Origin of the sequence: Streptomyces sp. NPDC127097 (genome assembly GCF_042724075.1) — a bacterium.
Lineage (GTDB): Bacteria > Actinomycetota > Actinomycetes > Streptomycetales > Streptomycetaceae > Streptomyces.
In genome coordinates, this window is the sequence record NZ_JBHXFI010000026.1 from 34,116 (window position 1) to 57,606 (window position 23,491).

Below are 23,491 nucleotides of genomic sequence, written 5' to 3' on the forward strand. Positions count from 1 at the left end.
CATGCCGGAGGGCAAACGCAAGGAGACAAACGAAGGGCCCGCCCCGTAGATGCGCCCCGGCCAGGCGCATGCAGCATGGAAGAGGGGGTGTCGTCTGCAATCTGGAGGATGAGCCCGATGCCCAAGTTCATGGACATCCATCACGGTATGAAGGGCCTCACGGCCGATGAGTTCCAAGCCGCGCATCAGGCCGATCTCGCTATCCAGAGCGAGGAGGGCGTGACCTTCGAGCACGCCTGGGCCGACACCGAGTCCGGCGATGTGTTCTGTCTGTCGGAAGCGCCGTCGGCGGGAGCGGTGCAGCGCATACACGAGCGCGCCGGCCACAAGGCGGACGAGATCCATCCGCTGGCGATCATGCTGTGACGACGGCGGAATGACGGGAATGCGTGCGGCCCCGGCCGGAGGGTCGTGAAGACCGACCGGCCGGGGCCGCCGTGGCGCTGTGCCGTCGAGGTCGCTAGCAGCCGCCGCCGCACTGGCACGGTCCGCCCGACTGGCAGCCGCAGCTACAGCCGGGGCCGCAGCCACAGGCGCCGAGCAGCGGGAGCCGCGGGCGGTCGACGGCCGTCGGAGCCTCGGCCGCGGGGTTGGGGGAGTCCGCCATGGGTGCCATGCATTGCCTCCTAGGGGTCACCTGCTGCCCATTGCAAGCCCGGGTGACGAGGCGCGTCAACGGCGCGCGGAAGCACACGTCAACGGCGCACGGTGGCTCATGGGGCGGACCCGCACCCTCCGCCCGCCGGTGCCGTCAGGCCCCCTCCACCGCCGTCGGCGGGGCGATCTCGTCCGCGTGCTCGCCCGTGACCAGGTAGACGACCCGCTTGGCGACGGACACCGCGTGGTCCGCGAAACGCTCGTAGTAGCGGCCCAGCAGGGTCACATCCACGGCCGTCTCGATGCCGTGCTTCCAGCGGTCGTCCATCAGGTGCTGGAAGAGCGTGCGGTGCAGCATGTCCATCGCGTCGTCGTCCTGCTCCAGCTGGAGCGCGAGGTCGACGTCCTTGGTGATGATGACCTCGGCGGCCTTGGCCATCAGGCGCTGCGCCAGCTGCCCCATCTCCAGGATGGTGGCGTGCAGATCCTGCGGAACGGCCGACTCCGGGAAGCGCAGCCGGGCCAGCTTGGCCACGTGCTGGGCCAGGTCGCCGGAGCGCTCCAGGTCGGCGCTCATCCGCAGCGAGGTGACGACGATCCGCAGGTCGGTGGCGACCGGCTGCTGCCGCGCCAGCAGCGCGATCGCACGGGCCTCCAGGTCGCGCTGGAGATCATCGACCTTCTCGTCGCCGGCGATGACGTTCTCGGCCAGCTTGAGGTCCGCGTCGAGTATCGCCGTGGTGGCGCGCCCGATCGCGGAGCCGACGAGCCGGGCCATCTCGACCAGGCCCTCGCCGATCGAATCCAGCTCCTCGTGGTACGCGTCCCGCATCAGTGACCTTCTCTCGCTTCGATGTGGTGGTGTGGCGTGGGGTGGGAGGTGGAACGGGGTGCAGGGTGACCTGTGCCCACGCTCTCACGGCCGGTGCCCGCGCGGCCCGGATCCCGGAGGAGCGCTCCGCGGAGCCGGTACTCCGCGGTGCCGTGCTCCGGAGGGGCGCCCGCCCGCGGTCGCTCAGGGTGTCCGGTCGCGGGTCGGAGCGGAACCGGTCCGGCACCCGCACCCTCACCCTGCGGGCGCCGCGCGACCTCCGGTGCCACCGGGGGTGAACCGGCACCGACATGAAGGTGAACTCTGGGCGACGCATCCGCTGCCCCGGGGCCGGCCGGGCGGTTCACCTGGTCGTGCGCCGGAGCGGCCGGGCGCACGCGCCGGTTTCCCTAGGGGCGTCCGGCGGTCGGGCACACGTTCCGCACCGGCCTCCGGAGTGAACCCGTCGGGACGCCACGGTGAACTCTGGGCGACGGCTGTTCGAGCAGGGCCTCGCACGGCTGGGGAAGTGTCCGACCCGGCGCATAACCTGGAGTCATGAACGTGGATGCGGCCGTCGCCGCAGTGGCAGCGATCGCCGGCTTGTGCACCGGCGTCTTCGCCATGCTGGCGTTCCGCTGGAGCGAGCGCGATCAGGCCAAGCCCACCCGCAGCTCGCTGCACACCGACGCCGCGCTGCCGCCCGGCGTCGACACCGTGCTCTCGGTGCTCCGCTCCTCCGCGGTGGTGCTCGACGAGGCCGACGCCGTCGTCAAGGCCAGCTCCGCCGCGTACGCCCTCGGGCTGGTCCGCGGCGGCAAGCTCGCCGTCGAACCGATGATGCAGATGGCCCGCGACACCCGCAGGGACGGTGAGATACGCCAGGTCGAGCTGGATCTCCCGCGCCGCGGCACCGGCCGCGGCGAGGCCCTCGCGGTCTCCGCCAGAGTCGCCCCACTCGGCTCCCGGCTCGTCCTGCTGCTGGTCGAGGACCTCACCGAGGCCCGCCGCATAGAGGCCGTCCGCCGCGACTTCGTGGCCAACGTCAGCCATGAGCTCAAGACGCCGGTCGGCGCCCTGTCGCTGCTCTCCGAGGCCGTGATGGACGCCAGCGACGACCCCGAGGCCGTCGAGCGCTTCGCCGGCCGGATGCAGAACGAGGCCACCCGCCTGACCAGCCTCGTCCAGGAGCTCATCGATCTCTCCCGGGTGCAGAACGACGACCCGCTGGAGGACGCCGAGCCGGTCCGGGTCGACGAGCTGGTCGCCGAGGCGGTGGACCGCTGCCGCCAGCAGGCCGGCGCGAAGCAGATCACGATGGCCGCCGGCGGCACCGCCGAGCTCAGCGTCTGGGGCAATCGCGGCCAGCTCGCGGCGGCCCTGGGCAACCTCGTCGAGAACGCCGTCAACTACTCCCCGGCGCGCACCCGCGTCGGGATCGCCGGGCGCCATGTCTCCGCGCCCGGCGGCGACCTGATCGAGATCGCGGTGACCGACCAGGGCATCGGGATATCCGAGAAGGACCGGGACCGCATCTTCGAGCGGTTCTACCGTGTGGACCCGGCGCGCTCGCGCGCCACCGGCGGGACCGGCCTCGGCCTCGCCATCGTCAAGCACGTGGCCGCCTCGCACGGCGGGGAGGTCACGGTATGGAGCGCCGAGGGACAAGGCTCCACCTTCACCCTGCGTCTCCCGGAAGCCGGGGCCGTACGCGACCGCGAACGGCCCGCCGACCTCTCCGCGGAGGGCCTCGACGACGAGGACCGCCCGTACGAGACCTTCAACGATCCGCTCCCTGCTCACCCAGCCCCGGAGGTCCTTCCGTGACCCGAGTGCTTGTCGTCGAGGACGAGGAATCGTTCAGCGATGCACTGTCGTACATGCTTCGCAAGGAGGGCTTCGAGGTCGCCATCGCGGCTACGGGCCCTGACGGACTGGACGAGTTCGAGCGCAACGGCGCCGATCTCGTGCTGCTGGACCTGATGCTGCCCGGCCTGCCCGGCACCGAGGTCTGCCGCCAGCTCCGCGGCCGCTCCAATGTCCCGGTCATCATGGTGACCGCCAAGGACAGCGAGATCGACAAGGTCGTCGGCCTGGAAATAGGAGCCGACGACTACGTCACCAAGCCCTTCTCCTCCCGCGAACTGGTCGCCCGTATCCGCGCCGTGCTGCGCCGCCGCGGCGAGCCGGAGGAGGTCGCCCCGCAGGCCCTGGAGGCCGGCCCGGTCCGGATGGACGTGGACCGCCATGTCGTCACGGTCGCCGGCGGCAAGGTCGATCTGCCGCTGAAGGAGTTCGACCTCCTGGAGATGCTGCTGCGCAACGCCGGCCGGGTGCTGACCCGTATGCAGCTCATCGACCGGGTCTGGGGCGCCGACTACGTGGGCGACACCAAGACCCTGGACGTGCACGTCAAGCGGCTGCGCGCCAAGATCGAGCCCGACCCGGGCGCGCCGCGCTACCTCGTCACGGTCCGCGGCCTGGGCTACAAGTTCGAGCCGTAAACCGGCCCGCGCAGCGCTGCGCCGTGCGGTGCTGCGCCATGCCACGCGTCAGGGGCGCCCCTCCGGATCGGACGGGCGCCCCTGACGCGTGGTGGTGACGGCCTGCCGCCGTCGTGGGCCGGCTCAGTCCTCGGCGTGGTCCGCCGCGGCGGTCGGCTTGCCCGAACCGGACGGGGACGCCGACCCCGACGGCTTGCCCGAGGGCTTGCCGGACCCGGACGCCGACGGCGAGCCGGACGGCGACGGCACCTTCGAGGGCCCGTAGCCCTCGAAGTAGTTCTTCGCCGGGACGACGAAGGCGTTGATCCGCACCTGGCCGGTGGAGCTGAACTTGAAGGTCAGCGGCTGCGCGTTGCCGTCCTGGACGGCCTCCCGGCCGCTGGCGAGGACGGCCGAGGGGTTGCCCGCGCCGCCGATCACGACGGAGCCGCCGGCGGGCACGGTGATCGGGCCGGAGCCGTGGTCGGCCGGCGCGAGCTTGGCCGTCTGGCCGGTGCCGTCGACGGAGACCGCGGTCAGCTTCTGGTCCTTGATGCCGCTGTTGAACACCGTCGCGGAGACCACGGCCGGGCCCTTGGCGTCCACCTCGGGCTGGGTGATCACGTTGGCGTTCTGGATCTTGATGTCGCCGACGGAGGTCGCGGCGTTGTCCGGCTTGACCGCAAGCGTCTGGGCGTCGTTCCCGGCCCCGCACGCGGACAGCGTGGCGATCGAGAGCGAAAGGACGGTGGCGGCGAGGACGCCGCGTCGAAGGCTGCGGCTCACGGCGGCGGCATCTCCTTGACGAGCTACGGCGGCCGAACGTTCTTGCCCGGTCGCGGATGGACGGCTGGGGCGGCCCTCCGTACGCGTCATGACGACGGGTGCGTAAAGCCGCCCTAAGGGTGTGTCAGCGCCGCTAGGTTACCGAGCCGCCCTCGCGCCGCCGCACCCGACCCGCCCCCAGCGCGATCGGCGGCCCGCCACCGCCGCCCGGGCCCTGTTCCACCGCCCTCGGCACGCGGCCCCGAACGGGAGCCGACGGCGGCCGCCTCCCCGGGAGACGACGGGAGAAGCACCGCGAAACGGGCGGCCGCCCGCGGTACCCGGAACGGCCGGCGGAACGGTTCGCGGAACGGCACACGGAACGGTTCGCAGATCAGACGGAGTCGAGAACGTTCTCAAGAACGGGCATGAATTTTCGGCAAGCGGCCGTTCGGGTGGCGAGCGGCTGGTTTCCTTCCTGGGAAAAGCAGTATTCGCAGGGAATGTGAAGGGCTCGCTGGAATTGATCACACTCTTCGCCCGCCGGTTCGTGATCAATTCCAGAATCCGTCCCAAGAGGTCCCTGAGCGGCCGAACGGAGTACCGGAACTCGCTCGTGTGGATCCGTGCAAACCGGGACGTTCGGCCTGTCGATCATCGCCTTCCCGGTACGTGACGGGCATGTTTCCGCTCACCCGTGCAGCCCCTCCGACCTGCGAATTCCCATCTCCCGAGACCCCTCGCAGCACGTTCCGGTCGCTGTTGTCAAGCCCCGAGATATGCCCTGACCTGCGAAAACGCCATTCAGAACGGCCCGTTCCCGTGTTAGCATGGATAGCCACGGAAGGGGTACCTGTCACATGACGTTCAAGGTTGGCGACACCGTGGTCTATCCCCATCACGGGGCCGCGCTGATCGAGGCCATCGAAACTCGCCAGATCAAAGGCGTGGACAAGACCTACTTGGTGCTGAAGGTCGCCCAGGGCGACTTGACTGTTCGTGTGCCAGCGGACAATGCGGAGTTCGTCGGCGTACGCGACGTGGTTGGTCAGGACGGGCTGGACCGGGTCTTCGAGGTGCTTCGCGCACCGTATGCCGAAGAGCCCACGAACTGGTCCCGTCGCTACAAGGCAAATCTCGAGAAGCTCGCCTCCGGCGATGTGATCAAGGTTGCCGAAGTGGTGCGTGACCTGTGGCGGCGTGAGCGTGAGCGCGGCCTCTCCGCCGGTGAGAAGAGGATGCTCGCGAAGGCGCGCCAGATCCTGGTGAGCGAGCTCGCCCTCGCGGAGAACACCAACGAGGACAAGGCCGAGGCCCTGCTCGACGAGGTACTCGCGTCCTGACGACGCTGAAGCGTTGGCCCTGCCCGGCGTTGGCGCCATCCAACGCAGGTGAAACCAGCGCCAGGAAATCCCAGCCAAGGAAATCCTACGCAGCGACGACGTAGCAATGCCGCGGTGCCCGAGTGACGATCGATTCCCCGAGGGGAACGGTCCGTTGCCGGGCGCTGCGGCATATCTGCGGGTCTTGCGATGGAGCCACGGGGGGCGATCGGCTGGTGTCGACGAGGAACACCGCCCCCCTGTGACGTGCCGGGCCCGGGCAGCTGGCTCGACCGATGTCACGGAAGGGTCCGGTCAAGGCGTCGCGCCCGGCACTCCCCCCGTAGGGGGCACGCCCAGGCCATACCCACCTCGTCCGAGGAAACAAACCTGTCTGCGTCAATTCCGGGCTCGCCCCGGACTCCGGAGCCATCGATGTCAGATCCCTCCCGTCCCCTCCGCACCGCCGCGGTGATTCCCGCCGCCGGCCGCGGTGTCCGGCTCGGTCCCGGCACCCCCAAGGCGCTGCGCACCCTGGGCGGCACCCCGATGCTGGTGCACGCCGTCCGCGCGATGGCCGCCTCCCGCGCGGTCTCCGTGATCGTGGTGGTCGCCCCGCCCGACGGCGCCGCCGAGGTCAGCCGCCTGCTCGACGAGCATCCGCTGCCCGAGCGCACCGACCTGCGGGTCGTCCCCGGCGGCGGGACCCGCCAGGAGTCCGTCCAGCTCGGTCTGGCGGCGCTCCCCGACACCGTCGACGTGGTGCTGGTGCACGACGCCGCCCGGCCGCTGGTCCCGGTCGACACGGTCGACGCGGTGGTCGCCGCCGTCCGCGCCGGTGCGCCCGCCGTCGTCCCGGCGCTGCCGCTGGCCGACACCGTCAAGCAGGTCGATCCGCAGCCGCAGGGCGCCCCCGAGCCGGTGGTCGGCACCCCGGAGCGGGCGCTGCTGCGCGCCGTACAGACCCCGCAGGGCTTCGATCTGGCGACCCTGCGCAAGGCGCATGACACCGTCGTCGAGGGCGAGGGCGCCACCGACGACGCCGGGCTGGTCGAACGGCTCGGCTCGCCGGTCGTGGTCGTTCCCGGCCACGAGGAGGCATTCAAGGTGACCCGGCCGCTGGACCTGGTCCTGGCCGAGGCCGTACTCGCCCGCAGGAGGGCCACCGATGGCTATGTCTGAGCCGAACCCCGCCGGGGCCCCCGCCGCCCCGCTGCTCCCGCTCGTCGGCATCGGCACGGATGTGCACGCCTTCGAGCAGGGCCGTGAGCTGTGGTGCGCCGGGCTGCTCTGGGACGCCGCGGAGAGCGACGGCTACGGCCTGGCCGGCCACAGCGACGGCGACGTGGCCGCCCATGCCGCCTGCGACGCGCTGTTCTCGGCGGCCGGCGTCGGCGACCTGGGGGCGCACTTCGGCACCAGCCGCCCCGAGTGGTCCGGCGCGTCCGGGGTGACCCTGCTGGCCGAGGCCGCGCGGATCGTGCGGGCCGAGGGCTTCACCATCGGCAATGTCGCGGTGCAGGTCATCGGCGTCCGCCCGAAGGTCGGCAAGCGCCGGGACGAGGCCCAGAAGGCGCTCTCGGCGGCCGTCGGGGCGCCGGTCGCGGTCTCCGGCACGACCTCGGACGGGCTGGGCCTGACCGGCCGCGCCGAGGGCCTGGCCGCGGTCGCCACGGCGATCGTCTTCCGTACGGCCTGACCGGGTCCCGCGGGGCCCGGACCGCCTGACGCGGCGCCCGGCATTCCCCCGTACGGCGCGGGAATGCCGGGCGCCGCGCGGGTGTTGGGGGGACCATCGGAGTACTCGTGACCCTCGGAACGGCCCGCAGGAAGGACCCCTCGTGACTGCCACCCTGTCCGACGACCTCAAGCAGCTCCTCGACACCCCGGTCTTCGTGACCGTGGCGACCGTCCAGCCCGACGGCAGCCCCCAGGTCTCCCCGGTCTGGGTGAAGCGGGACGGCGACGATCTGCTGATCTCGACGACCGTCGGCCGCCGCAAGGAGCGCAACCTCCGCCGCGACGCCCGGGTCTCCGTCGTCGTGCAGCCCTTCGACGCGCCGTATACGTACGCCGAGGTCCGCGGCTCCGCCTCGCTCAGCACGGAGGGCGGGCCGGAGCTGATCGACGAGCTGTCGCGGAAGTACACCGGCAAGCCGTACGCGGAGTTCAACCCGGCGTCGGCCGACGACGCCGAGCGGGTCGTGGTGCGGATCACCCCGCGCAAGGTGGTCGGCAGCATCTGACCGGCCCCCGGGCCCGCCCCGGGCGGGGTGACACTTCCGGCGAATCGGGCGGTTGTGGCGGATCTGTTTCCCCGTGGCCCAATGGGTCGCGGGGCACTGCCTCGTTCCGACTACCCTGGTTCCGTGACGATTCGCCTGTACGACACCAGCGCCCGGCAGATTCGCGACTTCACCCCGCTCGTGCCGGGCTGTGTCTCGATCTACCTGTGTGGCGCGACCGTGCAGGCCGCCCCGCACATCGGGCATATCAGGTCGGGACTGAACTTCGACATCATGCGCCGCTGGTTCGCCCACCGCGGCTACGACGTGACGTTCGTGCGCAATGTCACGGACATCGACGACAAGATCATCAAGAAGGCGGCCGAGCAGGGCCGCCCCTGGTGGTCGATCGGCTACGAGAACGAGGTCGCCTTCAACACGGCCTACGACGCCCTCGGCTGCCTGCGTCCCACCTATGAGCCGCGCGCCACCGGCCACATCCCCGAGATGATCGAGATGATGCGCGGCCTGATCGAGCGGGGCCACGCCTACGCCGCCGACGGCAACGTCTACTTCGACGTGAAGTCCTTCCCGGAGTATCTCCAGCTGTCCAACCAGGAGTTGGACAACCTCCGCCAGCCGGAGGGCGAGGGCGAGACCGGCAAGCGGGACCCGCGCGACTTCGCGATGTGGAAGGCGGCCAGGGAGGGCGAGCCCAGCTGGGAGACCCCCTGGGGCCGCGGCCGGCCCGGCTGGCACCTGGAGTGCTCGGCGATGGCCCACAAGTACCTGGGCTCGGCCTTCGACGTCCACGGCGGCGGCGTCGACCTCGTCTTCCCGCACCACGAGAACGAGATCGCGCAGGCCAAGGCGTACGGCGACGACTTCGCCGCGTACTGGACCCACAACGCCTGGGTGACCATGAGCGGCGAGAAGATGTCCAAGTCGCTCGGCAACTCCCTGCTGGTCTCGGAGATGGTCAAGCACTGGCGCCCGATCGTGCTGCGCTACTACCTGGGCACCCCGCACTACCGCTCGATGATCGAGTACAGCGAGGAAGCGCTGCGGGAGGCCGAGTCCGCGTTCGCGCGGATCGAGGGCTTCATCCAGCGCGTGGTCGAGAAGGCCGGCGTCGTCGAGCCCGCGCCCGAGGTGCCGCCGGCCTTCGCCGAGGCGATGGACGACGACCTGGGCGTCCCGCAGGCGCTGGCGATCGTGCACACCACCGTCCGCCAGGGCAACTCCGCGCTGCTCGCCGACGACAAGGAATCGGCGGTGGCCCGGCTCGCCGAGCTGCGGGCGATGCTCGGGGTGCTCGGCCTGGACCCGCTCGACGAGCGCTGGTCCGGCGGCGGCACGGACCGCGGCGACGACCTCCACGGCGTGGTCGACTCCCTGGTCCGCCTGGTCCTCGACCAGCGCCAGGCCGCCCGCTCCCGCAAGGACTACGCCACCGCCGACGCCATCCGCGACCAGCTCCAGCAGTCCGGACTCGCCATCGAGGACACCCCCTCGGGCCCGCGCTGGTCGCTGTCCTGACCCCCGTCCCGCCCGTCACCGGCCACCCGGATTCGACCGCCCCGGTGGCCGCGGGCGACACTCATTCCATACGTACGTCCCCACTCCACGTCGCGAGACGTCGAGAGCAGTGAAGAAACAGGTGACCCATGGCCGGCAACAGCCAGCGCAGGAACCGCCGCACGTCCAACAAGAAGGGCGCGCAGGTCGGCAGCGGCGGCAAGCGGCGCCGGGGCCTGGAAGGCAAGGGCCCGACCCCGCCCGCCTCCGCGCGCAAGGGACACGTCAAGAACCGCGTGGCCAACGCCCAGGCGAAGCAGGCCGCGGCGCGCCGCCCGGCCCCGCGCCGCGGCGGCGCCAAGGGCACCGCGGAGCTGGTCGTCGGCCGTAACCCGGTCTTCGAGGCGCTGCGCGACGGCGTGCCCGCGACGAACCTCTACGTCCAGCAGTTCATCGACACCGACGAGCGGGTGCGCGCCGCACTCCAGCTCGCCTCGGAGCGCGGCGACATCAATCTGATGGAGGCGCCGCGCCCCGAGCTGGACCGGATGACCAACGGCCTCAACCACCAGGGCCTGGTCCTCCAGGTCCCGCCCTACGACTACGCGCACCCCGAGGACCTGGCCGCGGCCGCCTTCGACGACGGTGACGACCCGCTGATCGTCGCGCTCGACGGCGTCACCGACCCGCGCAACCTCGGCGCCGTGGTCCGCTCCGTGTGTGCCTTCGGCGGTCACGGCGTGGTCGTGCCGGAGCGCCGGGCGGCCGGGATGACGGCCGGTGCGTGGAAGACCTCGGCGGGCACCGCGGCCCGTACGCCGGTCGCCCGCGCCACCAACCTGACCCGGACCCTGGAGTCGTACCAGAAGGCCGGTCTGACGGTCGTCGGGCTGGCCGCGGACGGCGAGCTGGAACTCCAGGACGTCGAGGCGCTGGACGGCCCGGTCGTGATCGTCGTCGGCAGCGAGGGCAAGGGCCTGTCGCGGCTGGTCGGCGAGACCTGTGACGTCCGGGTGCGCATCCCGATGCCGGGCGGCGCGGAGTCGCTGAACGCCGGTGTCGCGGCCGGTGTCGTCCTGTGGGAGGCGGCCCGCCGCCGCGGCTGAGTACGGTGCCCCGGGGCGTCCGGCACACCGCCGCGCCACCCCGGGGCACGGCCTGACCCTCCGTACGTCTTCGCCGGATCCCGTGCCCCTTTGACGGGTCTCGGACAGATCGACCCGGTCAAGGCAGTGTCTTTCACGCGAGTCACTCGGTTAGATGAGCGTGGACACCAGAACACCCCGCACGCCTACGGGGGGACGCTCGCCGGGCTTCGATGACGAGCCGGGCCTGAGCTCGGTCAAGGTGCCGTGCGATCCCGCGCAGGTCATCGTCAACCACGCCAGCTTCCGCGTACAGCTCGCCGCGCCCGCGGCGGGCGGCGCCATGGCCGGCACCGCGCACATCCCCGCCGGCCGGGGCCCGTCCGCCGGTGCCAGACGCCGGGCGCCCGTGGTGTGGAGCGGCCGCACCGCACCGGGCGGCACGGCCGGCGCCACCACCCAACTCCTGCACGCGGTACGCGACGCGGGCATCGGCCTCGACGGACCGGGCGAGGACGTCGGCACGACCCAGGTCCTGCCCCGGGTCCGCCTCGACGACGCGCCCCCCGCCCAGACCGTGATCGGCCAGCGCGGCCCCGCCCAGAACGACACCAAGCTGCTGCGCGGCGTACGCCCCGTGGGCAGCGCGTACGCCGACAGCTACGACACCCCCTACCGGGGCACCTCGTACGGCAGCCGCGGTCCGCTCGACGACGGCTACGAGGACGACCGGTTCGAGGCGCCGGACGGCTACGACCCCGGCGGCCGGCGGGGCGCCGACTCCGTGCGGCACGCGTACTACCCCGGCCGCCGGATGAACCTCGGCGTCGTCCTGCTGCCGCTACGCATCTTCCTCGGCCTGATCTCCGTCTACGCCGGGATGGGCAAGCTCTGCGACCCCGTCTACTTCGACGGCGGCGAGCGGGGCTCGATGGTCAAGTGGCTGCTGTCGCTCGACCCTTGGGCGCTGGCCGTGCCGCTCCGCGACTTCGCCGTCTCGCACCCCGTCGGCGCCGGCCTGACCGTCGCCTTCCTCCAGGTCGTCGTCGGTGTGCTGACCATCTGCGGACTGTGGCAGCGGGTCGCCGCGTCGATCGGCACGCTGCTGTCCGCGGCGCTGCTGATGACCGTCAGCTGGCGCACCGTCCCCGCCTACGACGCCCCCGACATCATCTACCTCGCCGCCTGGAGCCCGCTGATCATCGCGGGCGCCCCGGTCTACTCCATGGACGGACGGCTGGCCGGTGAGGCATGGCGGCGGCTCGGCCCCCGCGTAGAGGTGGCCGATCTGCGGCGCCGGGTGCTGCGCCGGGGCGCCGTGATGACCGCGATGGTGGCCGGACTGACCCTGCTCATCGGCTCGCTGCTCGGCGGCGCCGTACGGTCCGCGACGGTCGCGCCCGTACCGCGGCCCGGCGAGCCCGCGATCAACAACCTGCCCGGCTCCCCGCTGCCCCGCCCCGGCAAGCGCGCCACCCGGCCCGGCCACCGGCACACCGGCAGCGCCGCACCGCGCCCCGGGACGCCTTCCGCGGGCGCCTCGCACAAGGCCCGCAAGCCGGGCACCCCGGCCGCCTCGGCCCCCGGCACCGGACGGGCGACGGGCAGCAGCAGCGGCCTCGCGGAACAGCCCGGCGCGACCACCAGCGCACCGCAGCAGACCGTGCCGTCCCGTCGGGCCCCGGTACCGAGCCGGGTGCCGCCCTCGGCCGGCGGCACCGGCGGCGGCACCACCGGCAGCAGCGGCAGCAGCAGCGACTCCGGAGGCGACTCCGGCCGCGACGCCCTGGGCGGCCTCCTGGGCTGACACCCACCGCTCCCACACCGTCCCCGATCGCCCCGATCTCCCCGTACGGCTCTTCTGCACCGGCCGTCAGGGGGAGGGAGGAGCGGTCGGGGACAGTCGTTGTGTGGGGACGGCGGAGGCCGGTGGGGGATGTCGTGCACGGCCGAGGGCGGCGGGTGGACGCGGCGTACGGCCGACGTGGCGGCGCCGTGGGGGCCGTGGGGGCCGTGGTGGGAGGGCGGAGGTGCCGTACGACTTTCCGGGCTCCAGGGGCCCGCCCCCGCCCTGCCCGCCCCCGCCCCGCCTGCGCCCGCTCAACGCCCCTGGGCGCTCAGCTCCTTGGCGGCCTCGGTGAGGTCCTTGGCGGTGTCGATGGCGCGCCAGTAGGCGCCCTGGGGGAGCGGGAAGCCGGCCAGCCGGCGTTCGCGGGCGAGGCGCGGGAAGGTGGTGCGCTCGTGGTCGCCGCGGTCCGGGAGCAGGCCCGTGAAGGTGGCGGAGAAGACGTAGACGCCGGCGTTGATGAGATACGGCGAGGGCGGCGACTCGATGAAGTCCAGCACATGCCCGAACGCGTCGGTCTCCACGGCGCCCCAGGGGATGTGGGGGCGGGCCAGCGCGAGGGTGGCCTCGGCGGCGCGCTCGTGGTGGAAGGCGGCCATGTCGCGGAGCGGGAAGCGGGTCCAGATGTCGCCGTTGGTGGCGTACCAGGGTTCGTCCGGGCGGGGCAGTGAGCCGGCCGCGTACTTGAGGCCGCCGCCGCGGCCCAGCGGCTCGGTCTCGACAACGGTCGTGACGCGCAACGGGAGTTCGGCCCGGTCCAGCCAGTCCTGGAGTACTCCGGCGAGGTGCCCGCAGGAGATGACCGCGTCCGTGACGCCTTCCTCGGCCAGCCAGTTCAGCTGGTGGCCGATGATCGGGGTCCCGGTGCCGGGAATCTCGACCATCGGCTTGGGGCGGTCGTCGGTGTACGGGCGGAGACGTGAGCCCTGGCCGCCGGCCAGGACCACGGCCTGCGTGGGGTAGGGATGCGGGGCACCTGTCATGGATCGCACCCTATGCGGTGCGAGCGGGGGTCACTGGGCGGCGGCGACGCCGGTGGCGAAGGAGGTGTCGCAGACCGGGCGGGAGAATGCCTGAGCGCGGTGTGCGGCGCCGTACTTGGCGACCGCGGCGCGGCCGAGGTCACGGGCGATGGAGACGCAGTGCTTGGCCAGCGAGGGCCGCTTGGTGGTCGCCTCCTGGAGGTGGGTCAGGGCGACGCCCGGGTCCTTCTCCTGGAGCTCGACCAGGAGGCGCTTGCGCAGGGCCTCCTCGGGGGCGCGGGCGGCGGTCTTGGTGACGGCCTGGCCGGCGGCCGCGGTCAGTACCTGGGAGTCGGTGGCCGTCGACGCCCAGGGGACGGCGGTGACGGCGAGGGTCCCGGACAGCACCAGGACGACGGGAAGGACGAGGGCGAGAGTTCTGCCGATGCGGCGGGCTGCGGAGTTCACGGTCGCGATCGTAGCGAGGAGTGATGATTTGGCGACATTTGGTCACCTTATCGGGGGACGCAATGGCTCGTCGGTGCGGTTGTGGGGTTGACGCACTGGTGCGGAAAGTCGGGTTATGTCCCTATGGTGCCGACTTGGGCTTGGCGGCGGGGGTGCGGGAGTTGTTGCCGGCGGATGCCGCGGCGGTGCGGGGGTCGGTTGCGGGGGCGCGGCGGCGGTGCGGGAGTTATTGCCGGCGAACGCCGCGGCGGCGGCCCCGGACGTGCCCGGGACCGCCGCCACGTTCGCTCTCCGCCCGTGTCAGTCGGTGAGGCGCTCCCCGGACGAGGTCGAGAAGACATGCGTCTCGCCCGCCCGCGGCACGACGTGCAGCCGGCTGCCCTTCTCCGGGACCTGGCGGCCGTTGACCCGTACGACGAGATCCTTGACCTCGCCGCCGACCTCCGCGGTGCCGTACACATAGCCGTCGGCGCCGAGTTCCTCGACGACATTGACCGTGATGGCCAGACCGGCGGGCGCGTCCGCGGACTCCTTGGACAGCGACTGCGCGGCGGCGCCGTTCTGCTCGACGATGTCGAAGTGCTCGGGGCGCACGCCCACGGTCACCGTCCGGTCGCCCTTGTCGGCCGCCGAGGCCAGCGCCTCACGATTGACCGGGACGACGCTGTTGCCGAACTTCACCCCGCCGTCGGTGATCGGCACCTCGACGAGATTCATCGCGGGCGAGCCGATGAAGCCCGCCACGAACAGGTTCGCCGGCCGGTCGTACATGTTCCGCGGCGAATCGATCTGCTGGAGCAGGCCGTCCTTGAGCACGGCGACCCGGTCGCCCATCGTCATCGCCTCGACCTGGTCGTGCGTGACGTACACCGTCGTGATCCCGAGCCGGCGCTGGAGCCCCGCGATCTGCGTACGGGTCTGCACGCGCAGCTTGGCGTCCAGGTTGGACAGCGGCTCGTCCATCAGGAAGACCTGCGGCTCCCGGACGATCGCCCGGCCCATCGCGACCCGCTGCCGCTGGCCACCGGACAGCGCCTTGGGCTTGCGCCCCAGGTACTCGGTCAGATCCAGGATCTTGGCCGCGTCCTCGACCTTCTGCCGGATCTCGGCCTTCGGCACGCCGGCGATCTTGAGCGCGAAGCCCATGTTGTCGGCGACCGTCATGTGCGGATACAGCGCGTAGTTCTGGAACACCATGGCGATGTCCCGGTCCTTGGGCGGAAGGTGGGTGACATCGCGGTCCCCGATACGGATGGCGCCTCCGTCGACGTCCTCCAGCCCCGCGAGCATCCGCAGCGAGGTGGACTTGCCACATCCGGAGGGGCCGACCAGAACAAGGAATTCGCCGTCTTCGATGGCGATGTCCAGTTTGTCGACGGCGGGCTTGTCGGAACCCGGGTAGATGCGGGTTGCCTGGTCATACGTGACCGTAGCCATGGTGAAAGTCCCTTCACCGGCAGGAACGTGCCGGACGATCCGAGTAAAAGGAGTGGTGTAGTCCACTGATATGGACTCTCCGTGACGCTACCCGCGGCGGGCCCCGATGTCAGTAGCCCGGCAGTCACGAAATGGGAACCGGCATCCGGCGCGCCTGGGTACACTGCTTCACGCACGCCTCCTTAGCTCAGCTGGCCAGAGCACCGCTCTTGTAAAGCGAAGGTCGTCGGTTCGAATCCGACAGGGGGCTCTTAGCTTGAGCAGGGAAGAAGCCCCGGGCCGGATGTGGCCTGGGGCTTCTGACATCTACGGGTGACATCAACGGGGACGGTCGGTCGCCCGTCAGCCGTGATCAGTCTCGGTCGAGCCGCCGTTTCAGCAGCCGGTCCATGTGGCTGATCGCTTCCCGTTGGGTGTCCTGGGCGACGTGGGTGTAGACGTCCATGGTCATGCTGATCTGGCTGTGGCCGAGGATCTCCATCAGGACGCGGGGAGCGACGCCGGCTGCCGTGAGCAGGGTGGCGCAGCCGTGCCGGGCGTCGTGGAGACGGATGGTGCGGAGGCCGGCCGAGGCGGTCAGCCGGGAGAAGGAGCGGTTCAGGTTCCGCGGCTCGATGGGGCGACCGGAGCGGGTGGTGAAGACGAGGCCGGCTGGGTCGATCTTGGTGCTCCGCTTCTCTGCCTCGTGGGCTTGGCGGAGCCGGTGCCAGCGGAGAGCGGCCAGGCAGATCAGGGGCAGCGGTACGGGGCGGATCTTCCCGGTCTTGGTGGTGTCCTGGTACAGCTCGCCGCCGATGCGCTGCACCTGGTTGCTGATGCGGATCACCCGGCCGTCGAGGTCCACGTCCGACCAGCGCAGGCCGAGAACCTCACCGCGGCGGAGGCCCATCGCGATGGCGAGGACGAAGGCCGCGTAGAGCGGGTCGCGGCGGGCCTCTTCGAGGAACGTGAGCGTCTCGTCCAGCGACCAGGGCGTGGTCTCGCGGCTGACGACCTTGGGGGCCTCTACGAGCGAGGCGACGTTGCGCGTGACCAACTCCTCCCGGGTGGCTGCTGTCAGGGCAGTGCGGAGCACGCGGTGAGCTTCCTTGGCCGTTGCGGGGGAGGACTTGCGGGCAACGTCGGCGAGGAACACTCGGACGTGACGCGGGCCGAGGGTCTCCAGCCGTTTCGTGCCGAGCAGAGGCACGAGGTAGAGCCGTACGTGCATCGCGTACTTGCTGTACGTGCTGCGCTTCCGGTTCGGCTTGATCACGTTGTCCAGCCAGTACGGCAGCCACTCGGCGAGCTTGGCCGACCGGGTGGGGACGGGGACGCCACCGTCGACCTTGGCGAGGAGTTCGCGGCGCTTGGCGTCGCACTCTGCCCAGGTCTTGCCGTAGGCGAACTTGCGGGCCCGGGTGCCGTCGGGCTGGAGGACGTATACCGCGCACTGGTAGCGGCCGTCCTTGCGCCTTGTGATGGTGCCGGCGCCGTTGGGGTTGCGCTTGCGCTGCTGTGACATCAGGCGGCCTCCTCGATCCGGTTGCGGATGTAGTCGTGCAGCGCGTTCTCGGGGATGCGGCGGGCGCGGCCCTCGGTGATGGAGATGAGGCGCTTGGAGCGGATCAGGTCGTAGACCTTGGAGCGGCCGAACTTGAGCTGCGCCATGACCTCAGGCACGGTCAGCAACTGGCTGGTGTCGGTGGTCATGTCCAGTCCTCCTCGGCTTCGAGCTCGGCACGGGCTTGGCGTGCGGTTTCGCGGTTGGTCTGGATGTCGCGGGCGATGGTGGCGGCGAGGGCGGACTCGCCGGGGGTGTGGCCGTGGCCGGCGTACTGCCAGTCGGTCAGGACGAGGACGGTGTCCGGCTCCGGGGGTTTGAGGCCGAGGGCTTGGTGTTCCTGGGCGGCGCGGAAGTCGGCGCGGGCCGCGCGCAGCTCGCCGAGGGTGGTCGAGTAGCGGCGGGACTTGGAGGAGAAGTGGCCGCGGAAGCCGAGCATGTGGGCCCAGGCCCAGAGGCGGCGATCCGGGTAGAGCGGGTCCAGGGTTTTGCACGCGGTGATCAGGCAGCGGGTGTGTTCGGGGACCTGGTGGCGGTCCAGTTCGGCGAGTTCGCCGATGCGCCGGTCGAGGGTGCCGGTGGTTTCGGCGGCCTTGGTCGCGTACTTCGCGACGTAGGAGGCCACGGCCTGTTCGGTGATGTCGGAGTTGTCGTCGAATGCCTTGACCGGCCGTACGTCCAGCTGCGTGCCCCAGCGGAAGGTACGGGCGGGCTGGTCGCCTGCGGCCGGGGCCGTGACCGAGGTGTAGGAGTGTGTGACGGCGGCGCGGATCGAGTTGGTCAGTAGGTCGACGCTTGCCCAGGACGGCGGTGGTGTTCCGGGCCCGTCCGGTCCGTCGATGCGGATCACGGCATGGAAGTGGAGGGCGCCGCGCTGCTGGAACTCGGCGACCTTGCCGTAGGAGAGGCGGGCCGATTCTTTGAGGTCGCGTTGGGTGAGGCCGGCGCGGGCGGCCAGTTCGCGGCGGAGGCGGGTGGTGAAGCGTTGCCAGAGGTCGCCCGCGTGGTTGTTGAACAGGACGGCGGCGGCGTAGTCGTACGTCTCGGGAGCCAGGGCGGTGCCGAGTGCCGGATCGTTCGTGCCGTGATGCGTGCCGCAGCGGCAGACGCCTCGGTCGGGCCGGTTGTGCACGGGGCCGAAGGAGGGCGCGGTGAGGGTGGTGAAGACGCGGGGGTGGTCTCGGACGGTGCCGGGGATGTCTCGGCGGTCGTCTCCCGCGAGGCCGGCGCGGATGAGGTGGTAGGTGTCCCCGGCGTAGGTCCAGGCGCAGGCGGGGCAGCGGGAGGCGCGGCGGTTGCCGCAGGCGAGGCGGAGGCGTCCGCCGGGTTCAGACGCGGTCGAGTAGTGGTGCAGGGTCTCGCCCGACGTGCGGTCCTTGGTGAGGGTCCAGCCGGTGAGGTGGATGGGGTCGGAGCAGCCGCCGGTGCGGTGGATCTGGTCTGCCCAGCGGTCGTAGTCGGGGGCCGAAGCTACCCTCAGCAGGTCGCCGAGGGTGGTCGGGTCAAGGAGTGCGTCAGGCACGGGCGACCTCCCACGTACGTGGGTGCGGTCGGTCATGATGGGGCTTCCTTCCGGATCTGTGGTTCGGGCAGGAGCACGGCTCCCGGGCGGCGGAGACTTGGCGGTTGAGGCCGCCCGGGAGCCGGTCAGCGGTGCGTGCGCCCGGAGGCGAGCAGCGAGCGGAGGACGACCGCGCAGACGGCGACGGACACCCCGCTGATGGCGACCGCCAGGAGCATCGAGACCAGGACGGCGCCGACGACCAGGGCCACGGCCGTGCCGCCGCCGAGGAGGGCGAGCGCGTTGCCGGGCGTGAGCTGAACCGCGGGGCGGGACGAGGACTGACCGACCGGGGCCGGCGGCGGCGTGTGCATCGGTTCGACGGAGGGCTGGATGACGAGCCCGGTCGGCGTCGGGTTGGTCGGGACCTTGGGACGGAACATGGTGGATCTCCCTTCTGCGGGCGTTACTTGACGGCCGTGTCGATGGCGGAGGCCAGGAAGCTGTCGGCGAGGAGGTAGCCGCCGAGGAGGAACACGGCCACGAGCCACCAGGGCGGGCGGATGAGCTTGATGCCGAGGTAGCCGACGGCGATCAGGGCAAGCCAGAGCGGGACGTCCATGGGATCTCCTCAGCTGGTCAGCGGACGGTGCAGCGGTGAGTGCGGGCGGCGAGCTGGGCGGCCGAGCGGCTGGAGAAGTCGGCGGACCAGCCGCAGCGGTCGGCGGTGCAGACAGCGGCGTGCTTGGTGCGGCCGTAGCGGTCGCGGTAGGTGCCGATCTGTACGGGGCCGATCCGCATGACGGAGTGGAAGTGGTCGCGGGCGGGCATGGTGGTTCTCCTTGCTGATCAGGTGAGTTGGGCGGCGATGGAGTCGGCGAGCTGGGGCGGGACGCCGAGGCGAGCCCGCAGGGTGTCGACGTCGATCTGGTCTCCGGTCCGGGCGCGGTGCTCGTCGGCGACCTTGCGGGCGTGGGCGACGAGCGCGGCCGGGACGGGGGCAGGCGCGGGGGCGGACCGGTGCGGTTCGGCGGGTGGTTCCGCCGAGGGGAGGTCGACGGCGTCCAACTCGGGCGGCTCGGACGGAGGTTCAGCTGTCGGGACCGGAGCGGGTACGGGAGCGGATGCCGGAGCCACGTCGGCCGTCGGGGCAGAATCGGCGGGCTCGGCCGCACCCCGTGTATGAGCCAGCAGAGTCCCACCGAGGAAGGCGAGTGCCGGCCATCCGGCGACGCCGAAGCGGAGCCAGGCGGGCGGGTGCCGGAGGTCGAGGAACCCGGCGGTCGCGACGTTGGCGCCGAGCGAGGCCACCAGGGCGATCACGAACCAGCACCAGGCGAGCCGGGACGGGCCGTCGTTGCGGAGGCGCCGCCAGGCCGCGACCAGCAGCAGGTCGACGCTGATCGGGTAGGCCCACGCCTTCCAGCCGTCCTGTCCGGCAGCGGCGGCCAGGTCATGGAGGTGGGCGAAGGAGAGCGCTCCGGCGATGACGGCTTGTACGAGGACGGCGTCCGGGCGGATGCGTCCCATGTCGGTGCTCCTTCCGGAATCTGGCATGGAGGGGGTAGGGACGTGGCGCATCGAGGTAGCGCCGACCTTGGGAGCGGGAGGGTCAGGCAGTCGTGGTGGACGCCTTGTTGAGCACCACGGCGTCGGAGTTCGACGAGGCGATAGCAGGCCGGAAGGGCGCGAGCACCGGCAGGTCCGGCGTGCGGTCGGCGTACTTGTTGCAGAGGTTCACTGCTTCGCGCAGCGAGGTGTGCGGGGCCCGGATGCGAGACCAGCCACCAGTCGAGTCACCCACGATGGCGATGCCGGGGGCGTCGGCGGGTATCTGGATGGCGGCCAGTACGGCGTCCGGGCTGATTTCGCCGAAGGCCATGTTGGCGCTGGCCTCGTCGTTGACGCGATGCGCGGTCCGGCCGGTCAGCTGGGCCCGGAGCATGGTGATGCCCTTGCCGAGTTCGGAGCCGAAGCGCTGGCCGCAGATCTCCAGGTAGATGCCGGCAGCACGGCCGAGCTGGGCCAGCCGGACGAGCGCGATGATGATCCGGTCCCGGCGTTTCTCCTCTTCCCTGGAGGCGAAGAGCGCGAGTTCGGACACCTCGTCCACCAGGACCACAACAGGCGTGGGACGCAGGTCCTCGGCCAAATCCCAGATGTCGGCGGCGATCTCCGCGTCCGGGACGTTCACGCTGATGCGCTGTTCCTCGCGGACGAGTTGATAGACGGACTCCATGTGCGCGACCAGGGCTTCGAGCAGATCGAGAGCGGTGTCCTGGTTGTCGGCGAGGGCGGAGAAGCGGCGAGCCAGCGGGTACAGCTCCACCCCCTGCTTGCAGTCGATACCGACGAGCGCGACGTCCTGAGCGGCGAGACCGGCCACCAGGTTGCGCTGGTAGACGGACTTCCCCGACTCGGTGGCGCCGAGGGTGAGCCCGTGCGGGACGGTCCGGTAGTCGCGGTAGTGGACCGATCCGTCCTCGCGCAGCGCGACGGGTACACGCATCGGAGCGCGGTCGATCTTGGCGGGCATCTGCACGCGCTTGAGCACGTCGTAGCCCGTCATCCGCAGTTCGACGACCCCGGAGCGGATCTCCCGGGCGGTGACGCCGTACATCCCGAAGGAGTGCCGGAGCCGGTCGGTGGCGGAGGAGAGGTCGAAAACGTCCTGGCCGGGACGGAGCTTGAGCCGCAGGACGAGCCCGGTACGGCTCGGCCGGAGACGGAGGATGCGTGGGGCACGTGACTCGGGGGCCGGGCGGTCGGTCAAGCGGGCGAGCGCGAGCCGCCAGCGCGGGGGCGGGACCGCCAGGCCACAGGCGTCCATGACCGAGGCGTACCGGACTAAGACGCGCAGCGCGGCGAGGACGACTCCGAAGGTCATCCAGTACCAGGCGGGACGCCGCCACCGCAGCACGAGAGCGGTGGCGACGACCAGCAGCAGTACGACCGAGAGGCGGGCCATGATCAGGCCGCCTCAGCCTGCGAGCCGCCGGCGGCGAGCGAGGTGACGGCCACGGCGCGGAAGGCGATTCCGTGCCGCTTCTGCCCGTTGAACTCGTTCTCCCAGGGACGGGCGATCAGGCCGGTCAGCGCCACCGGCGTACCCATGCCCAGCTCACCGGAGACCCCGCTCTCAGGGACGGTGACGGACAGGATCTCCACCGCGTCGTTGGCGGCAAACATCACGTCCACGGTCATCAGCTTCGCCCCGGTCTCGACGTCGAGGGCGACTTCACCGGTACGGCGGTCCTTGACCTTGATCTGCGGCTGCTTCGCGACCATCACGGTCGCGGCGGAGGTGTCGACGGGGATCTGACGCACTACTGATCACTCCTCTATAGATGCTGAACTCTGTCACTCATGTACATGAGTGACATGAAGAAGAGTGCCTGACTCCTGTACATGAGTCAACCCGCCTCGATGGAGAAGTCGGGGCGGGCTGAGGAGAGTTGAGCGGGCGTCAGTCCGTAGCGGGGATGCGGTAGCTGAAAACGAACTGGTCAGCGGCCATGAGGGTGTCGCAGACCTCCACCACGCGGCCCTCCGTCGTCAGCGCCTCACGGACGAGATGCACCACGGGGGCACCAGGGCTGAGCGCCAACTCGGACGCTTCGGCCTTGGAGGCCGACCGGGCCTGCAAGGTCTCGACGAACTCCGCGAACTCGTGCCCGTGGTCTTCGAGTCGGGCGTAGATGCCGCCACCGCCGGGGTTCTCAGCGAAGAGCTCGGGGATGTCCTTCACGACGTCCCACGGCAGGTACGAGCTAGCCGTCTCGACTGGAGTGCCGTTACGGAAGTACAACCGCCGGCGGGCGAGGACCTGAGTGCCGGGCTCGACCCCGAGGCGATCGGCCACGTCCTCCGGGACTTCCATGGGACCGATGTACAGAACGCTGACCTTGGCCGTGGCTCCCGACTGCGCGGACTCCGCCAGATACGCGGCCTTGCCACCCTGCCGGTGCGAGCGTCGAAAGCGGTCGGAAGAGCGGTGCCGTACCGGCGGCCGGTCCTTCACGATCGAGCCCTTGCCATGGCGGGTCTCCACCAGGCCGCTCGCACGGACCTCCACCATCGCCTTCCGGATCGTGCCGCCTGAGACGCCATAGCGCTCGACCAGCTCCGATTCACTCGGCACCATCTCGCCGGGCTTGAGCACCCCAGCCCTGATCTGCTGCACGAGGTCGTCAGCGATCTGCACGTATCGAGGTACGGCCTTGCCCCCTCCTACCGCGGTTCCCATAATTCTTCCCATCCTCCTATGCTCCTGTACATGAGTAACAGCGCCGCGAAAGCCCAGTCAACGCCACTGCACTCCGTGTCGGTGGCCGGGGTCGTGGTCCGCGAGGACGGCAAACTCCTGACGATCCGGCGGGCCGACAACGGCGCTTGGGAACTCCCGGGTGGCGTGCTCGAACTCGAAGAGGCCCCGGAGGCCGGCGTACGGCGCGAGGTCTGGGAAGAGACTGGCATCCACGTCGAGGTCGACGAGCTCACCGGGGTCTACAAGAACACGACACGAGGCATCGTGGCCCTGGTCTTCCGCTGCAAGCCGGTAGGCGGCGAGGAGCGCACCTCCAGCGAGTCGACGGCGGTCACCTGGCTCACGCCCAACGAGGTGGCGGAGTCCATGTCCGAGGTCTACGCGGTCCGGTTCCTGGATGCCTTGGACGGGGCGGGCCCTCATGTGCGAAGCCATGACGGCAAGCGACTGACGCCGGTGCGATAGAACTTTCCCTACTTCATCAAGGCTCGCTCCGCTCGCTACCTGGCCCGAGGTAGGGAAGCTCAGGAGCACACCACACGTTGGCGCAGGAGCGCTGACGTTCCCGGCCTCCTGGAACTGCAAGCAGTCAGATCAGAGATCAGAGGTGCCGCGCACAGCGCGGCGGCGCCGGCCGTCGCCGCCGCACGGCTCCCTCCTC

General features: G+C 71.0%; 27 protein-coding genes and 1 tRNA gene. 12 read left to right on the forward strand and 16 right to left on the reverse strand.

Going from position 1 to position 23,491, the window contains the following annotated elements; genetic code table 11:
• Positions 1-117: 117 nt before the first annotated feature.
• Positions 118-366: an SCO4226 family nickel-binding protein gene (locus ACFWJW_RS20500; protein WP_387243255.1), complete on the forward strand. Its 249-nt coding sequence runs from the start codon at positions 118-120 to the stop codon at positions 364-366.
• Positions 367-460: 94 nt separating this feature from the next.
• Here the strand turns inward: ACFWJW_RS20500 and ACFWJW_RS20505 are convergent, their stop codons facing one another.
• Together ACFWJW_RS20505 and phoU are read right to left on the reverse strand one after the other, a co-directional pair.
• Positions 461-616 (reverse strand): hypothetical protein, encoded by a 156-nt coding sequence (locus ACFWJW_RS20505; protein ID WP_158894179.1) that lies wholly within the window; start codon positions 614-616, stop codon positions 461-463.
• 135 nt (positions 617-751) lie between these two features.
• On the reverse strand, positions 752-1,429 hold the full coding sequence (phoU, locus tag ACFWJW_RS20510; protein WP_190839735.1) for a phosphate signaling complex protein PhoU: 678 nt from the start codon (positions 1,427-1,429) through the stop codon (positions 752-754).
• Between the two features lie 537 nt (positions 1,430-1,966).
• Here phoU and ACFWJW_RS20515 point away from each other — a divergent pair.
• Positions 1,967-3,235 carry a sensor histidine kinase gene (locus ACFWJW_RS20515; RefSeq protein WP_387243078.1) on the forward strand — a complete coding sequence of 423 codons (1,269 nt, stop codon included), beginning with the start codon at positions 1,967-1,969 and terminating at the stop codon, positions 3,233-3,235.
• A complete protein-coding gene (locus ACFWJW_RS20520) occupies positions 3,232-3,912 on the forward strand; it encodes a response regulator transcription factor (protein ID WP_018089768.1) in 681 nt (226 codons plus the stop codon). The genes ACFWJW_RS20515 and ACFWJW_RS20520 overlap by 4 nt, the downstream gene beginning before the upstream one ends.
• Positions 3,913-4,035: 123 nt before the next feature.
• Here the strand turns inward: ACFWJW_RS20520 and ACFWJW_RS20525 are convergent, their stop codons facing one another.
• Positions 4,036-4,677 carry a DUF461 domain-containing protein gene (locus ACFWJW_RS20525; protein ID WP_387243081.1) on the reverse strand — a complete coding sequence of 214 codons (642 nt, stop codon included), beginning with the start codon at positions 4,675-4,677 and terminating at the stop codon, positions 4,036-4,038.
• Positions 4,678-5,516: 839 nt separating this feature from the next.
• On the opposite strand from ACFWJW_RS20525, the gene ACFWJW_RS20530 reads away from it, so the two are divergent.
• The 7 genes from ACFWJW_RS20530 (at position 5,517) to ACFWJW_RS20560 (ending at position 12,613) form a co-directional block, all read left to right on the forward strand.
• Positions 5,517-5,999: a CarD family transcriptional regulator gene (locus ACFWJW_RS20530; RefSeq protein WP_003953493.1), complete on the forward strand. Its 483-nt coding sequence runs from the start codon at positions 5,517-5,519 to the stop codon at positions 5,997-5,999.
• A gap of 414 nt (positions 6,000-6,413) precedes the next feature.
• Positions 6,414-7,160: a 2-C-methyl-D-erythritol 4-phosphate cytidylyltransferase gene (ispD, locus tag ACFWJW_RS20535; RefSeq protein ID WP_042147066.1), complete on the forward strand. Its 747-nt coding sequence runs from the start codon at positions 6,414-6,416 to the stop codon at positions 7,158-7,160.
• Positions 7,153-7,677, forward strand: coding sequence for a 2-C-methyl-D-erythritol 2,4-cyclodiphosphate synthase (gene ispF, locus ACFWJW_RS20540; RefSeq protein ID WP_387243085.1), 525 nt, complete (start codon positions 7,153-7,155; stop codon positions 7,675-7,677). The genes ispD and ispF overlap by 8 nt, the downstream gene beginning before the upstream one ends.
• A 142-nt stretch (positions 7,678-7,819) precedes the next feature.
• Positions 7,820-8,224, forward strand: a complete 405-nt coding sequence (locus ACFWJW_RS20545; RefSeq protein WP_042147072.1) for a PPOX class F420-dependent oxidoreductase — start codon at positions 7,820-7,822, stop codon at positions 8,222-8,224.
• A gap of 123 nt (positions 8,225-8,347) precedes the next feature.
• Complete coding sequence (gene cysS / locus ACFWJW_RS20550; RefSeq protein WP_387243089.1) at positions 8,348-9,742, forward strand: cysteine--tRNA ligase; 1,395 nt, start codon at positions 8,348-8,350, stop codon at positions 9,740-9,742.
• Positions 9,743-9,870: 128 nt separating this feature from the next.
• A complete protein-coding gene (rlmB, locus tag ACFWJW_RS20555) occupies positions 9,871-10,827 on the forward strand; it encodes a 23S rRNA (guanosine(2251)-2'-O)-methyltransferase RlmB (protein WP_387243092.1) in 957 nt (318 codons plus the stop codon).
• Between the two features lie 160 nt (positions 10,828-10,987).
• A complete protein-coding gene (locus ACFWJW_RS20560) occupies positions 10,988-12,613 on the forward strand; it encodes a DoxX family membrane protein (protein WP_387243258.1) in 1,626 nt (541 codons plus the stop codon).
• Between the two features lie 293 nt (positions 12,614-12,906).
• On the opposite strand, the gene ACFWJW_RS20565 is transcribed toward ACFWJW_RS20560, so the two are convergent.
• The 3 genes from ACFWJW_RS20565 to ACFWJW_RS20575 form a co-directional block, all read right to left on the reverse strand.
• Complete coding sequence (locus ACFWJW_RS20565; RefSeq protein WP_387243095.1) at positions 12,907-13,635, reverse strand: NDP-sugar synthase; 729 nt, start codon at positions 13,633-13,635, stop codon at positions 12,907-12,909.
• A 30-nt stretch (positions 13,636-13,665) separates the two neighbouring features.
• Positions 13,666-14,082, reverse strand: coding sequence for a hypothetical protein (locus ACFWJW_RS20570; protein WP_387243097.1), 417 nt, complete (start codon positions 14,080-14,082; stop codon positions 13,666-13,668).
• A gap of 300 nt (positions 14,083-14,382) precedes the next feature.
• A complete protein-coding gene (locus tag ACFWJW_RS20575; RefSeq protein WP_387243100.1) occupies positions 14,383-15,519 on the reverse strand; it encodes an ABC transporter ATP-binding protein in 1,137 nt (378 codons plus the stop codon).
• Positions 15,520-15,695: 176 nt separating this feature from the next.
• Here ACFWJW_RS20575 and ACFWJW_RS20580 point away from each other — a divergent pair.
• Positions 15,696-15,769: transfer RNA gene (locus tag ACFWJW_RS20580), tRNA-Thr, on the forward strand.
• Positions 15,770-15,871: 102 nt separating this feature from the next.
• Here the strand turns inward: ACFWJW_RS20580 and ACFWJW_RS20585 are convergent.
• From ACFWJW_RS20585 to ACFWJW_RS20630, 10 genes are all read right to left on the reverse strand, one after another.
• The gene (locus ACFWJW_RS20585) at positions 15,872-17,023 is read right to left on the reverse strand and encodes a tyrosine-type recombinase/integrase (RefSeq protein ID WP_387243104.1); all 1,152 of its coding nucleotides are present in this window, start codon (positions 17,021-17,023) and stop codon (positions 15,872-15,874) included.
• The gene (locus ACFWJW_RS20590) at positions 17,023-17,211 is read right to left on the reverse strand and encodes a helix-turn-helix transcriptional regulator (RefSeq protein ID WP_387243107.1); all 189 of its coding nucleotides are present in this window, start codon (positions 17,209-17,211) and stop codon (positions 17,023-17,025) included. Before ACFWJW_RS20590 ends, ACFWJW_RS20585 begins: the two co-directional genes overlap by 1 nt.
• A complete protein-coding gene (gene repSA / locus ACFWJW_RS20595; protein ID WP_387243110.1) occupies positions 17,208-18,620 on the reverse strand; it encodes a replication initiator protein RepSA in 1,413 nt (470 codons plus the stop codon). Before repSA ends, ACFWJW_RS20590 begins: the two co-directional genes overlap by 4 nt.
• 89 nt (positions 18,621-18,709) lie before the next feature.
• Positions 18,710-19,006 (reverse strand): SpdD-like protein, encoded by a 297-nt coding sequence (locus ACFWJW_RS20600; protein ID WP_387243113.1) that lies wholly within the window; start codon positions 19,004-19,006, stop codon positions 18,710-18,712.
• A gap of 23 nt (positions 19,007-19,029) precedes the next feature.
• The gene (locus ACFWJW_RS20605) at positions 19,030-19,185 is read right to left on the reverse strand and encodes a hypothetical protein (protein ID WP_109891880.1); all 156 of its coding nucleotides are present in this window, start codon (positions 19,183-19,185) and stop codon (positions 19,030-19,032) included.
• Positions 19,186-19,202: 17 nt separating this feature from the next.
• Positions 19,203-19,394: a mobile element transfer protein gene (locus ACFWJW_RS20610; protein WP_088798616.1), complete on the reverse strand. Its 192-nt coding sequence runs from the start codon at positions 19,392-19,394 to the stop codon at positions 19,203-19,205.
• A gap of 18 nt (positions 19,395-19,412) precedes the next feature.
• The gene (locus ACFWJW_RS20615) at positions 19,413-20,093 is read right to left on the reverse strand and encodes a DUF2637 domain-containing protein (RefSeq protein WP_387243118.1); all 681 of its coding nucleotides are present in this window, start codon (positions 20,091-20,093) and stop codon (positions 19,413-19,415) included.
• Positions 20,094-20,175: 82 nt separating this feature from the next.
• Positions 20,176-21,531 carry an FtsK/SpoIIIE domain-containing protein gene (locus ACFWJW_RS20620; RefSeq protein ID WP_387243121.1) on the reverse strand — a complete coding sequence of 452 codons (1,356 nt, stop codon included), beginning with the start codon at positions 21,529-21,531 and terminating at the stop codon, positions 20,176-20,178.
• Between the two features lie 2 nt (positions 21,532-21,533).
• Positions 21,534-21,890 carry a hypothetical protein gene (locus ACFWJW_RS20625; RefSeq protein WP_030988949.1) on the reverse strand — a complete coding sequence of 119 codons (357 nt, stop codon included), beginning with the start codon at positions 21,888-21,890 and terminating at the stop codon, positions 21,534-21,536.
• Positions 21,891-22,029: 139 nt separating this feature from the next.
• Positions 22,030-22,809: a GntR family transcriptional regulator gene (locus ACFWJW_RS20630; protein ID WP_387243125.1), complete on the reverse strand. Its 780-nt coding sequence runs from the start codon at positions 22,807-22,809 to the stop codon at positions 22,030-22,032.
• 18 nt (positions 22,810-22,827) lie between these two features.
• Between ACFWJW_RS20630 and ACFWJW_RS20635 the strand changes: the two genes are divergently transcribed.
• Entirely contained in the window at positions 22,828-23,295 is a 468-nt protein-coding gene (locus ACFWJW_RS20635) for an NUDIX hydrolase (RefSeq protein WP_387243128.1), read from the forward strand.
• Positions 23,296-23,491: the final 196 nt, after the last annotated feature.

Bases quoted from the DNA above. Each gene is read 5' to 3' on its own strand.
- ispD (WP_042147066.1), top strand. From the start codon at position 6,414: ATGTCAGATCCCTCCCGTCCCCTCCGCACCGCCGCGGTGATTCCCGCC.
- ACFWJW_RS20585 (WP_387243104.1), bottom strand. From the start codon at position 17,023: ATGTCACAGCAGCGCAAGCGCAACCCCAACGGCGCCGGCACCATCACA.
- rlmB (WP_387243092.1), top strand. From the start codon at position 9,871: ATGGCCGGCAACAGCCAGCGCAGGAACCGCCGCACGTCCAACAAGAAG.
- ACFWJW_RS20515 (WP_387243078.1), top strand. From the start codon at position 1,967: ATGAACGTGGATGCGGCCGTCGCCGCAGTGGCAGCGATCGCCGGCTTG.
- ACFWJW_RS20505 (WP_158894179.1), bottom strand. From the start codon at position 616: ATGGCACCCATGGCGGACTCCCCCAACCCCGCGGCCGAGGCTCCGACG.
- phoU (WP_190839735.1), bottom strand. From the start codon at position 1,429: ATGCGGGACGCGTACCACGAGGAGCTGGATTCGATCGGCGAGGGCCTG.
- ACFWJW_RS20635 (WP_387243128.1), top strand. From the start codon at position 22,828: ATGCTCCTGTACATGAGTAACAGCGCCGCGAAAGCCCAGTCAACGCCA.
- ACFWJW_RS20575 (WP_387243100.1), bottom strand. From the start codon at position 15,519: ATGGCTACGGTCACGTATGACCAGGCAACCCGCATCTACCCGGGTTCC.
- ACFWJW_RS20590 (WP_387243107.1), bottom strand. From the start codon at position 17,211: ATGACCACCGACACCAGCCAGTTGCTGACCGTGCCTGAGGTCATGGCG.
- ACFWJW_RS20615 (WP_387243118.1), bottom strand. From the start codon at position 20,093: ATGGGACGCATCCGCCCGGACGCCGTCCTCGTACAAGCCGTCATCGCC.
- ispF (WP_387243085.1), top strand. From the start codon at position 7,153: ATGTCTGAGCCGAACCCCGCCGGGGCCCCCGCCGCCCCGCTGCTCCCG.
- ACFWJW_RS20605 (WP_109891880.1), bottom strand. From the start codon at position 19,185: ATGGACGTCCCGCTCTGGCTTGCCCTGATCGCCGTCGGCTACCTCGGC.
- ACFWJW_RS20630 (WP_387243125.1), bottom strand. From the start codon at position 22,809: ATGGGAACCGCGGTAGGAGGGGGCAAGGCCGTACCTCGATACGTGCAG.
- ACFWJW_RS20565 (WP_387243095.1), bottom strand. From the start codon at position 13,635: ATGACAGGTGCCCCGCATCCCTACCCCACGCAGGCCGTGGTCCTGGCC.
- ACFWJW_RS20600 (WP_387243113.1), bottom strand. From the start codon at position 19,006: ATGTTCCGTCCCAAGGTCCCGACCAACCCGACGCCGACCGGGCTCGTC.
- ACFWJW_RS20500 (WP_387243255.1), top strand. From the start codon at position 118: ATGCCCAAGTTCATGGACATCCATCACGGTATGAAGGGCCTCACGGCC.
- repSA (WP_387243110.1), bottom strand. From the start codon at position 18,620: ATGACCGACCGCACCCACGTACGTGGGAGGTCGCCCGTGCCTGACGCA.
- ACFWJW_RS20530 (WP_003953493.1), top strand. From the start codon at position 5,517: ATGACGTTCAAGGTTGGCGACACCGTGGTCTATCCCCATCACGGGGCC.
- ACFWJW_RS20610 (WP_088798616.1), bottom strand. From the start codon at position 19,394: ATGCCCGCCCGCGACCACTTCCACTCCGTCATGCGGATCGGCCCCGTA.
- ACFWJW_RS20620 (WP_387243121.1), bottom strand. From the start codon at position 21,531: ATGGCCCGCCTCTCGGTCGTACTGCTGCTGGTCGTCGCCACCGCTCTC.